Here is an 11491-nt window from a genome sequence, read left to right on the forward strand (position 1 = left end):
GTAGAGCCCCACCACGTCGACGACCTTGGCCACGAGTTCCGGGTCGGTGGAGAACTTGAAGGTGCCCTCCCGCCACGGGGCGACCCCGTACTCCCGCCAGGCCTTCGCCACGGTGCTGTGGTCGATCCCCAGCCGGGCGGCCAACAGCCGCGAGGACCAGTGGGTGACGCCGAGCTTCTTCGGCGGTGGCCGCAGCGTGGCGGCCACGATCGACCGGTGATCGATCCGCCGCGGACGGCCCGACCGGTCGTGGTCGGCCAGAGCCTCGATCCCGGAGGCGTCGTAGCGGGCCCGCCAGGCGATGACCGTGGTGCGGGTGGCCCCGACCTTCTCGGCGATCTCGGTGTTGGAGATCCCGTCGGCGGCCAACAACACGATCCGCGCCCGCTGCGCCAGCCCCGCCCGGACAGAGCTCGAATGCACCAATCGGCTCAACTTCTCCCGGTCACCTTCCCGCAAGAGCAACGGGGCCGCAGGATGATTTGCCATAACCCATGATCCCACCCCGTCAAGCGTTCAAGCAGTTCGCAGACGGGCCACTAGGAGCTGGTCGCGCTCCTTTGGCCTGGCGGTACAGGACCGGTTGTGCGGTCACCCCGTTGGCCATTGAGTTGTCGCCGACGTACCGGCGGAAACTGGGGCGCAGTAGCAGGTGCGGCAAGAAGGCACGCCAGTTCGGCCACCGCGCATGGTTGATGAACGCGTAGTCCTTGGCGGTGTCATCGATGGGCTGTAGCAGGGTCGAGTTATCGAGCTTCGTCCTTGCGGCGAACCAGCGCGCTGAGTGTTCCCAGATTGGGAGCGCGTGCTCGGTGTTGTCGAAGAAGTTGAATAGGAAGACACCATCGCCGGTATGCGGCACGTCGCCGATGCGGCGAAGGTTTCTGGCGACGATGTCGAGCGTGTGCCGTGAGCCAGTACGCACTAGGTCGACAACCTTAATCCATGAGGCCTCCACGTGTAGCAGGGCAGCGGCTTCGGGGGTGCGGGTACGGACGAGTACAACAAGGTCGAAGCGTCGCCGGGAAGCCGAGGGAGTGTCCTGAGGCGTGCGGGAGAATGGCGCGCCCTGCCCGGGCACGAAGAATGCAGCATCGAACACCGCGACCTCCAGGACCGTGGGCTCGGCCTCGATTTTTCTGACCAGGCCGTGCGCCTGGCGCAACAACGCTCGCTTACGGGCGCTGTTGGGCAGCATCGGTGGGCGGTGATCGACCTCCGCGGCCAAGAGCAGGTAGCCCTCCACGCTGGGTTCGATGAACTCGACAGGTGAGATCGACGGATCGTCGTAGACCAGTTGCACGATGTTCTCCTCATACGGCGTCAGTGTGCACGGCGTGACGCTTTCAATGATTGTGTGTTCCGCCTGCACGCTCGACGGTCTATCTCAGGAGCGGGTAGAACCGGCGGGTGAAGGTTCACTGTTGAGTCCGAAAAGGACGGCATTGGCCCGCCAACCTGCAGCTCGAGCACTTGCCGCATTGACTCACCGTCGCGCCATGGCGTTCATAGGTCGCCACCGTCGCAGCTTCGTGATCATGACCTCACCGAGAAGCGGATTGCGCTTGGAGATAGCATGGTGTGCGCCCGCCGCGATCTTGGTGCCTTCCACCGATCTACACGCGGTGAATGCAGTGCTCTGCGACTGACAGCATCTTGCGTTCCCCCGTCCTAAGCTCTCGAATCCAGACCACGTTGAGGCTGGGCATGGATTCCTCCACGTGCCCGCAGTAGGGCGGGTATCCAGGACTGTGGACTTCCACGGTCTCGCCCTTGCGCAACGGGAAAGGGGCGACAATTTCTTGTGTGCCGTCGTCCATGGGGTGCCATGCCTTTCTCTGCTGATAGTTCGCGTTCGGGGATCGGGCCACATCCGCGGGGTAGGGCATCGAAAAGGATTGCAAACTCATGGCGGCGGTGAGGCAAACGGTCTTCAACTCGGCGGCGATCTTCTGGAAGATCGCCCTATCCAGGATGAATACGGCCTCGTGGCCGGCACTGAGGCGCACCTTGGTCCCGACTGTGCCCCGCACGCGGTCGGTCGCGGCGAAGTGATCCTCGCCGATGATCCTCGGTGGTGAGGTCCGGGCCTTGGGCGGGGTGTTGCTATGCTTCCATTTCCTAGACGGATTTTCGGTGGCAGGAGCGCACAGGTGAGGTGCCCTGCTCATGGGTTCGCCGATGTAGTCCCGTTGGCGCTGTTAGCTTGCTCAGCCACCTAGCCACCTAGCCACCTAGCCAGCGTTGTTCCCGTGGTCCTTATGCTTCTGGTGACCGCGGGTCCCTGTGTGAATCTCTTTCAACCTGAGACGGTGATCGTCTGGCCGGTCCTGTTCTGATCGTCGACTACGTCGAGCAGGGCGTGGGCCAGATCGGAATAGGTCAAGGGCTTGATACTCCGGGTGACACCGTCGGTGTTGTACCGATAAGTTCCTGCGGCGGGTTTGTCCACTAGCCAGGGTGGGCGGATGACGGTCCAGTCCGCAGTGCTGCCAGCCAGCGTTGCTTCCATGCGGCGCATGTCGGTGTAGCTGGCGCCGTAGAGCTGATGCAACAACGGGAACAGGATCAGTCGCTGCCCCCAGGAGGCTTGTGTTCCGCGGGCGAGGGTGCCTGAGGAGATGGTGACCACCCGCTGGATTCCGGCCTGCTTCATGGCCTCGAGGAGGTTTTTCGTCCCCTCGGAGTACACCCGGGTAGGGGCACGCTGGGTGCCGATACCCACAGCGGAGATCACGGCCTCGACTCCCTCAACCAACGGTCCCAAGGTCGCCGGTTCCAAGACGTTTCCGGGAACGACGGTGAGCTTCTCGTCCCGCACGGTGATCGCCTCCGGTCGGCGGGCCAGGGCCCGAACCTCGTGGCCGCGCTCGAGGGCCTGAGACACCACGTGTGAGCCGGTGTTGCCGGTGGCACCGGCGACGGCGATCCTCATCGCGTTTTCCCCGAGGCTGTTGCCGGGGCCGCAGGTGCGTTCTCAGCAGTCGAGGGAGCGACGCGGGTGGACAGAGGCGTTTCCTTGATGAAGATCGCCAGAATCAGACCGGCCAGTGCGATAGGTACCCCGAGGAGGAAGACCGGGGGGAGGGCTTGGGCGAAGCCGTTGACGATGGCTTCCTGGGCCTGGGGTGGCAGGGAGGCGAGCAATTCAGGGGTGAGGGAGCTGATGCCGGCCTCACCCGCGGGCAGGGGGAGGCCGGGCGGCAGCGAGGCCATCTGGTCATCCAGGCGAGCCACGAAGAGGGAGCCGAACATCGAGATCCCGAAGGAGGCTCCGATCTGCCGGAAGTAGTTGGTCGCGGAGGTGGCCGCGCCCATGTCGCGGCGGGCAACACTGTTCTGGACGATGACCAGCAGGTTCTGCATCAGGCATCCCACGCCGAGACCGACGACGAACATCGCGGCCGCGGTGAACAAGTATGCGGAGTCAGCGCTGATCCTCGACAGCATCACTAGCCCGACCGCCAGGATGACCGGTCCGGTCACGATGTAACCCTTGTACCGGCCAGTGCGCGAGATCAGCTGTCCGGTGCCGATGGTGGCCACCAGCATGCCCGCGGTCATCGGGATCATCATCAACCCGGAGGCGGTGGCGGAGGCGCCGTTGACCATCTGCAGGAAGGTGGGCAGATAGGAGATTGTCGCGAACATGGCAATGCCGACCGTGATGCCAATCAGCGTGGGCAGGGTGAAATTGCGCTCACGGAACAAGGCCAGTGGCAGCACCGGCTCGGTGGCCCGTCGCTCCACCGCGATGAACGCGGCTACGACAACCACGGTGAGGCCGGCCAGCCCGAGGATGGTCGGGCTGTCCCAGGCGTAGGTGTTCCCGCCCCAGCTGGTGATCAGGATGAGCGTGGTGCTCGCTACGGCCAACAGCAGCGTACCCGCGTAGTCGAGGCGAGGACGCACTCTGGCGGGCTTGGGCAGGTGCAGGGTAGGGATGATCACCGCCAGGGCCACTGCTCCGAGCGGGATGTTGATGTAGAACACCCACCGCCAGTCCCACACGTCGGTGATGAAACCGCCCAGCAACGGGCCGCTGACGGAGGCCAGGCCGAAGGACGCCCCGATCAGGCCCATGTACTTGCCCCGCTCCCGGGGAGAGACCAGTTCGGCGATGATGGCCTGAGCCCCGATCATCAGCCCGCCGCCGCCGATGCCCTGGATCGCGCGGAAAATGATCAGTTGGGTCATGTCCTGGGCGAGGCCGGACAGGACTGAGCCGAGGAGGAAGACGATGATGGCAAAGATGAAGATGCTTTTGCGCCCGAACAGGTCCCCTAGCTTGCCGTAGATCGGCAGGCCGATGGTGGCGGCGAGCATGTAGGCGGTGATCACCCAGGACAGGTGTTCGAGACCATTGAGCTCCCCCACGATCGTGGGCAAGGCGGTGGCCACAATCGTCTGGTCCAACGCGGCCAGCAGGACAGCCAGCAGAAGGCCCACGAAGACGAAAGTGAACTGCCGGCGGGTCAGCGCAGCCGTGGGACCACCCGTCGGGGTCTTGAGTGTGTCGGTGGTCATGGACTCGCTTCCGCGTTGTGAGGCACCAGCCTGCCGTGGAAAATAATGGGCTCCGATTAACGGTACGGCCTAGTACCGTTAATGGCAATGCGCGCCGATTCCGCTCACTGTTGCGCTGACCCCGAGCTTGACGCGGAGCAGGGTGATACCTGCAGCAACGGCAGCACGATGTCGTCCAAGACGTGATGGAGGAAGGCGGCATCGATGGGTCGGCGAAGCACCACCAGTTGCTGGAAGGCCATCGCCGGCAAGATTCCACCCACGCGCGTGGCGTCGACATGCGGCGGAATCTCTCCCCGTGCCACCGCTCGATCAACGATCTTCGTCAGGGCGTGTGCCCTCGGTTGAGCAATTTGGGATACATAAACTTTGTGTAGCTGGTCGTCGTCGGCGATAGCCGTGAGGAGCCGAACAAACAATTGGTCTCGCCGCTGGTCGGGATCGAACCACACCCTGGCCAACGAGGCCAGGTCGGTGCGCAGGACACCGGTGTTAGGCAACTCGTCGTTCCATTCAAAGGCAACCAAGGCGGCAGCGACCAGTTCGGCCTTTGATGACCATCGGCGATACAAGGTGGACTTACTGGCCCTAGCCCGGGTGGCCACCGCGTCCATTGACAGGTGTTCGTAGCCGACCTCCACCAGCAGATCCTGCGCCGCATGTAGCAGCTCTTCTCCGCGACCGGCATCGCGAGGGCGGCCTCGGGGTGTGGCGGTATGGGTGGCTAAGCGTGGTCGTGCCATGGGATCCCTTTCCGATAGGTGTCCCACGATATGAGGAAAGCTTCGACTCGACGACAGTCGGTGAGGACCACTCTTGCGATGTCGGCCCCTATGGTGTCCCGAAGGCCTCCGAAACTCACCCAGTTCACCGACGTGGCAGTTCCTGTCTGTCGCCACCGATTACTGGTTCTGGTGGCCCTCAAGCGCAACTCGTTCGCCGAATGGTCGATCGAGCGCGGCTACAACGCCGACTTCTCGTTGACCACCACACGTGCTGGCGCGCACTGAGCATTACGAAGACCACCCCCTGTCGCGTTCTCTGCCCGGGTGGCATCGGCGTCACCGGGCGCCGAGACGGGTGGCGGTGGGCCATCCGGTACGTGCGCCCGGTGCGCAGGCAGGACCGCTGTCCCCGGGCCAGCGGTGAGAGCTGGTGGCGGTAGACGGCCCGGTAGATCGTCTCGTGTGCGACATGGCGTTCCCGCTGGTCTGAGAAGACGGTCGGTAGGGCCCGGGCGATCTGGGAGGGGCTCCAGTACTCGGCCAGCCGCGCAGCGACCCACGAGCCCAGTTGTGGGTCGGCCTCGATCTTGAGCCGATGGTGGCGTTGCCGGCCCAGCTGTTCGGCGGTGAAGGGTCGGTAGGCGGTGAGCCCGCCGCGGTTGCGGTGCACCTCGCGGGAGCTCGTCGAGGGGGCCCGGCCCAGCAGCGCAGCGATCGTGCGGAGACTGGCGCCCGCCCGGAACACTTCGGCGATGACCAGTCGCTCCTCCTGCTGCAAGAGGAACGGGGCGGAGCCCGGCTGTAGGGAAGGTGTCAGTGCCTGGAAGACGACCACGGTTCCGTCGGGGCGGGCCACCCGGTAGCCGTTCTTCCAGTTGTCCGCCGAGCTGCGGCTGACCCCAAGTTCACGGGCCGCGGCGGCCACGGCCCAGCCCTGCCCGATCATTTCCAGGAACTGCTCGCGTTTGGCCGACATCGGACGCCGCCCAACGCGACGGTCATGGCCTCTCAGTGGTGCTGTCATGGCCTAGCTTTCGGTCAGGTGTTGCGACCATGACGAGAAACTACCCGTGGACTAGTCCTGCCATGGGCGCAACGTCAGATGGCCCGCCACCCATAGCACCGCGTCCGGCCCTCGGGAGGGCACAGAGCCCCCGGGCGGCACAGAGCCCCCGGACCGCGTGGTCCGGGGGCTCTGCTCGCGGGGTCGGGCGCGCGCGGCGCCCGACGGTGCGGACCGGGGATCAGATGATGGACCGGCCCCCGGTGCGCGCCTTCTCGAAGCGCTCCTGGACGTCCGCCCAGTTCACGATGTTCCAGAAGGCCTTGACGTAGTCCGCCTTGACGTTCTGGTAGTCGAGGTAGAACGCGTGCTCCCACATGTCCAGCTGGAGCAGCGGGATCGTGGCGACGGGCACGCCGTTCTGCTGGTCGTACATCTGCTCGATGACCAGGTTGCCGCCGACGGGCTCGAGGGCGAGGATCGCCCAGCCGGAGCCCTGGATCGTGGTGGCCGCGGCGGTGAAGTGGTCGCGGAAGGCGTCGAAGGACCCGAAGTGGTCGTCGATCGCCGCGGCGAGCTCACCGGTCGGCTTGTCGCCGCCCTCGGGGGAGAGGTTCTGCCAGAACACCGAGTGGTTCACGTGGCCACCGAGGTTGAACTGCAGGTCCTTGGACAGCTTGGCCGCGGCGGCGCCGTCACCGTTCGCGCGGGCCTCCGCCATCTTCTCCAGGGCGGTGTTGGCACCGGCCACATAGGTGGCGTGGTGCTTGTCGTGGTGCAGCTCCATGATCTTCGCGGAGATGTGGGGCTCGAGCGCCGCGTAGTCGTAGGGGAGATCGGGAAGGGTGTACTTCTCGGCCATGGGTGTTCCTCTCAGGTTCGTCGTGCAGGAGTTACGTTGGCGTGTTGGATAGGCAGAGGCAGCCCCCTGTCCTTGTGGGGAGGGTTCCTAAGGGATACGGGAGTGCTGTCCGAGTCGGTGGAAGGTCCGGTCGTGGTACACCAGGGGGTCCCCTGCGGAGGCGGCTGAGCGGATGTCGAGCACCGTGGCAATGAGTACCTGAGAGGCGCCGACCGCCACGCGGTCGGTCACAGCGCAGCGCAACGCCCAAACTGTGTTGAGCAGCAACGGTTCGCCCGTGGGCAGGATCACCCAGTCCGTCTCCTCGGTGAATCGGTCGGCGCCTGGGGTGGCGAAAGCGTGAACCACATCGATCTGTTCAGAATCCATGAGGTGGACGACGACCGTGTCGGCTGCCGCCAGTACCGGGGCGGTGGTCGCACCCGAGAGGGAGAACATCAAAGCCGGTGGGTCCGCAGATACGGACGAAACTGACGAGGCCGTCAGGCCCACGGGGCCGTCCGCACCGGTGGCGGTAATGACGGCCAATCCGGCCGGGTGGTCGCGGAACGCCTCCCGGAAAAGGGTGGTGTCGGGGGTGGTCGCCGTCGGATGGAGGGAAGGAAAGGTCATGCTGGCTCTTTCGTCGCGCGTTCTCGACGTCCTCGGGAACACACACGACGCTAGAACCTCAACCACGGGTGAGGTCAAACCCCCTGTGAAAATCTGTCTCTCACGGCTCAGGAATCCAGGGCCGGAGCGCCTGCGGTGGTGGAACCCAGGCGATCGTCGGGGTTCACGAAACTGCACGCGGACAAAGAAAGGCATCCGCAGCCGATGCACCCGTCAAGGCGGTCCCGTAGATGCTCCAACTGGGCGATGCGTGCATCGATCTCTTGCCGCCAGGTCCCCGAAAGCCTCTGCCAGTCGAACTGATTTGGCACGCCATGGTCGGGCAACTCCTCGAAGGCGGTTGCCACTGTGGCCAGCGGAATGCCGGCGCGCCGGGCGGCTTGGATCACAGCCACCCGGCGAAGTACCGAACGAGGGTACCGCCGTTGATTGCCCGGGGTCCGCCAGCCGTGAATCAACCCTTTCCGCTCGTAAAAGTGCAGTGCGGACACCGACGTCCCGCTTCGCGATGCCACTTGCCCCACACTGAGCTCTGAGGTGTTCTCCATCGAGATGGCCTGCCGTCTCTTGTTCGGATTTTATGGCCCCCCCCGGCCAGCTGGATCCTGTGACGCTACACCCATCAGGTGCAGGACCCCCGAGGCCAGGCTTGGCTGGTGGAGAACCTCGGGTCTGGGTCCCAGCACTGCGATCTCGGCGTCGCGGCTGAACATCGTGAAAGTCTGGTTCGGGATCAACGGGACATCGTGAAAGTCTGGTTCGGGATCATCGGGTACCAGGCCCTGCGCCGGTCCGACGTCGCCTCGGTGTTCAAGCTCAACCTGCGGATCCGGGCCTTCGTCACCGGCTGGAACGACCGCTGCCACCCAATTGGGTGGACCGAGACCAACGCCGAGGTCCTCAAGACGGCCAATCGCTCGACGACTTCAAAAACAAGCCACTAGTGCCGTAACTGGGAACGTTTGCCGTGTAGGCGCAGACTGGGGTTGTCTTCTTGTCTTCCCCGGAGGCTGCGATGTCCGAGCGTGTGCGTGTCCGAGAGATCTCCGATGAGGAGGGCAACCGGTTGCTGAGGCTGGTGCGCCGTAGCGGCGGCTCGGTGGTGACCTGGCGGCGGGCGCAGATGGTGCTGCTCTCGGCCCAGGGCATGGACGCGGTGAAGATCGCCGAGGTGGCCTTCACCAGCCCAGACCGGGTGCGGGAGGTGATCCACAACTTCAACACCGACGGGTTCGATGCCCTGTACCCGAAGTACGCCGGTGGCCGCCCGCCGAAGTTCACCGCCGCCGACCGGGCGCAGATCCGGGAGATCGCCCTGTCCCGCCCGGCCGATCACGGGCTGCCGTTCTCCACCTGGAGCCTATCTAAGCTGGCCGAGTTCCTGGTGGCCGAGGGGGTGGTCGAGGACATCTCCCACGAAGGGCTGCGCACGCTGCTGCACCAGGCGGGCGTGTCCTTTCAAGCGGTGAAGACCTTCAAGACCTCCACGGACCCCGACTACGAGGCGAAGAAGCACCGGGTGCTGCACCTCTACGATCTCGCCGACGGGCGCGAGGCCGCAGGTGAGCACAGCGGCAACGGGCTGGTGGACCCGGAGGTGGTGATCTGCCTGGACGAGTTCGGGCCCTTGAACCTTCAACCCCACCCGGGCAGGCAGTGGGCCCCGCGAGCCGTGGGCGCCGGCGACCAGGACCATCCGCGCCGCCGGCGACGCCGCGCGACCTACACCCGCCCGCATGGGGTGCGTCACCTGCTGGCGGCCTTCGACCTGTCGAAGAACAAGATGTACGCCCACGTGAAGGTGCGCAAGACGCGCACCCAGTTCCTGGCGTTCTGCCGCTACCTGCGATCGCTGTACCCGATGCGCCAGCGGATCGCGATCGTGTGCGACAACTTCTCACCGCACCTGTCCACGAAGACCGATCAGCGGGTCGGTGACTGGGCGGCGGCGAACAATGTCGAGCTGGCCTACACCCCGTTCTACGCCTCCTGGCTGAACCGGATCGAAGCCCAGTTCACCGCGCTGCGCTACTTCGCCCTCGACGGCACCGACCATCCCAGCCACCGCGAGCAGGCCTCGATGATCCGCCGCTACATCGCATGGCGCAACCGCCACGCCCACGACCACCGCTTGGTCGAGGTCCTCGACAAGGCCGCCACCATCCACATCGCAAAAGCTGCCTGACACGGCACTAGGTCCATCATGGCAACTTCGCCCCCCACTCGATGCCCCACTGACCCGCTTCAACTTTGTTCTGTCATCGCTTGCGGCTAAACCCAACTGAGTTCTGGAATGTCGCTGCTCATGAGGGTAGTGGTCTCCACCTTCCCTGCTAGATTTTGGTCATGCCTGCGCCAAACGACTCAGACTTACATCATCGGCGGATCGATTCGTGAATGAAATGCGGCGGCCCATCAAGTGGCGACAGGCTGTGGTGACCTTCGTCTGCGTGTACCCAACTAGCTTGGTGCTGTCGGTGGTGGTGCCGCGAATAACCACCGATTGGCCGCAACCATTGAGCGTCGCGCTCACCTCGGTGTTGCTCGTAGCGGCCCTGACTTGGGTTCTCATCCCTGTCGCTGGGAGGCTCGTGGGAGGATGGCTCAACGGACATCGACGCTCGTGACGGGAAAGCAAGTCGTCCCCGCCCAATTCGAGGGACGGTCCGGTAAACGGTGGGTATGGCCCGCCATTTTCCTCAGCGAGTAGTCATCCCGAACGGTCCGGCAAAGGCCATCGCCGACACGTTCAACGCCGGCTTCACCCGATCGCCCATCCTGCTCTGCCGCCCCGGTGGGGTCAAGGGACCGAGTGACCAGATTCAGGGACCTTAAGGCGCGACCTGCTCGATCGGGAAGTGCCCGCGCGCCCACCGATAGCGGGCGTTGATCGACTCGATCGCGTTCCTCATGCAGATCACCGAAGCGGATCTCCACGTCATACTTCAGGAAGGGCACGGATTGAACCCCAGGAGCTTTCTCTCAACAGTACGATCGCCGGATACCGCCTGGCCCCACTGCTTCACGAACTCGGTGAACCGGTCCTTCGCCGCGGCCTCGATCGGGGCGGTATAAACCGGCTTGAGCACCTTGACGATCCCGTCGCGGTGCTGACGGCCGGCGTAGCAGAAGCTGTTGCGGGTCAGACGCACGATGCACTGTCGCACGAGGCGTGCGTTCCCAGGTGGTCGTGATTGCCTCCGCCAGGCCCTGGAGCCCATCGCGGACGACCGATGAGCACGCCCTCGTCCGCCGTTACCGGCCCAGATTCCCAGGCTTCCCGCTCTCCGATCGTCGTGACGCCCATGACGACGTGAAGCTTGGGTGTTGTGCAACTGCCCGTCGCGGACTTTCACGAAAATCGCGTCGACGAAGACCACGAAATTAATCGGGTCCAGCGGGCGGAAGGACCACTCGGTTAGCTCGCCGGCTACGTTCTGACGTGATCTTCGGGATGGCGTCCTTGGAGACCTTGGCCCCGTATACGTCCTCAAAGTGCCCTGCGAACGCCCCGATGGTCAGTCCCCAGGCGGAAAGCGAGAACACGATCTGGTCGATATCGTCCATGAGCCGCTTGGCCTTGGTCATAATTGCCGGACCGAAGCCCCCACCCAATCCCGGGGCGCTTCGATCTCGACCGGACCGATCTAGTGGCTCGTCTTTGAAGTGGTTGGTCGGTTGGCTTTCTCGAGGATCTGGGTGCTGGTCTTTGTCCAGACGAAGGGGTGGCAGCGGTCGTTCCACCCGGTGACGAAGGCCCGG

At 64.6% G+C, this 11491-nt stretch carries 12 protein-coding genes and 1 pseudogene; 2 read left to right on the forward strand and 11 right to left on the reverse strand.

The genetic code is table 11. From position 1 onward, the window contains the following. From PU704_RS19635 to soxR, 10 genes are all read right to left on the reverse strand, one after another. Positions 1-423, reverse strand: a 423-nt coding sequence (locus tag PU704_RS19635) for a helix-turn-helix domain-containing protein (RefSeq protein ID WP_420871648.1), incomplete at its 3' end; no start/stop codon positions are given. A gap of 85 nt (positions 424-508) precedes the next feature. After that, on the reverse strand, positions 509-1372 hold the full coding sequence (locus PU704_RS19640; RefSeq protein WP_277552796.1) for a hypothetical protein: 864 nt from the start codon (positions 1370-1372) through the stop codon (positions 509-511). A 244-nt stretch (positions 1373-1616) separates the two neighbouring features. Further along, positions 1617-2171, reverse strand: a complete 555-nt coding sequence (locus PU704_RS19645; RefSeq protein ID WP_277552797.1) for a hypothetical protein — start codon at positions 2169-2171, stop codon at positions 1617-1619. A gap of 128 nt (positions 2172-2299) precedes the next feature. Continuing rightward, complete coding sequence (locus tag PU704_RS19650; RefSeq protein WP_277552799.1) at positions 2300-2935, reverse strand: NAD(P)-dependent oxidoreductase; 636 nt, start codon at positions 2933-2935, stop codon at positions 2300-2302. Then, entirely contained in the window at positions 2932-4527 is a 1596-nt protein-coding gene (locus PU704_RS19655) for an MDR family MFS transporter (RefSeq protein ID WP_277552801.1), read from the reverse strand. Before PU704_RS19655 ends, PU704_RS19650 begins: the two co-directional genes overlap by 4 nt. 104 nt (positions 4528-4631) lie before the next feature. Further along, complete coding sequence (locus PU704_RS19660) at positions 4632-5270, reverse strand: TetR/AcrR family transcriptional regulator (protein ID WP_277552803.1); 639 nt, start codon at positions 5268-5270, stop codon at positions 4632-4634. Positions 5271-5448: 178 nt separating this feature from the next. After that, a complete protein-coding gene (locus tag PU704_RS19665; protein ID WP_277552804.1) occupies positions 5449-6228 on the reverse strand; it encodes a helix-turn-helix domain-containing protein in 780 nt (259 codons plus the stop codon). Positions 6229-6496: 268 nt separating this feature from the next. Next, positions 6497-7117 carry a superoxide dismutase gene (locus PU704_RS19670; protein ID WP_272026394.1) on the reverse strand — a complete coding sequence of 207 codons (621 nt, stop codon included), beginning with the start codon at positions 7115-7117 and terminating at the stop codon, positions 6497-6499. 87 nt (positions 7118-7204) lie between these two features. Beyond that, positions 7205-7729 carry a flavin reductase family protein gene (locus PU704_RS19675; RefSeq protein ID WP_277552808.1) on the reverse strand — a complete coding sequence of 175 codons (525 nt, stop codon included), beginning with the start codon at positions 7727-7729 and terminating at the stop codon, positions 7205-7207. A gap of 107 nt (positions 7730-7836) precedes the next feature. After that, positions 7837-8277: a redox-sensitive transcriptional activator SoxR gene (soxR, locus tag PU704_RS19680; RefSeq protein WP_277552811.1), complete on the reverse strand. Its 441-nt coding sequence runs from the start codon at positions 8275-8277 to the stop codon at positions 7837-7839. A gap of 198 nt (positions 8278-8475) precedes the next feature. Here soxR and PU704_RS19685 point away from each other — a divergent pair, with 198 nt between their 5' ends. Together PU704_RS19685 and PU704_RS19690 are read left to right on the forward strand one after the other, a co-directional pair. After that, positions 8476-8673, forward strand: coding sequence for a hypothetical protein (locus PU704_RS19685; protein ID WP_277552813.1), 198 nt, complete (start codon positions 8476-8478; stop codon positions 8671-8673). Between the two features lie 71 nt (positions 8674-8744). Beyond that, positions 8745-9914, forward strand: coding sequence for an IS630 family transposase (locus tag PU704_RS19690; protein ID WP_277552815.1), 1170 nt, complete (start codon positions 8745-8747; stop codon positions 9912-9914). A gap of 514 nt (positions 9915-10428) precedes the next feature. Here the strand turns inward: PU704_RS19690 and PU704_RS20130 are convergent. Continuing rightward, a pseudogene (locus PU704_RS20130) lies at positions 10429-11376 on the reverse strand (IS256 family transposase); the annotation flags it as partial. Between the last annotated feature and the right edge of the window lie 115 nt (positions 11377-11491).

It is taken from the genome of Kocuria oceani, from assembly GCF_029524215.1.
GTDB lineage: Bacteria > Actinomycetota > Actinomycetes > Actinomycetales > Micrococcaceae > Kocuria > Kocuria oceani.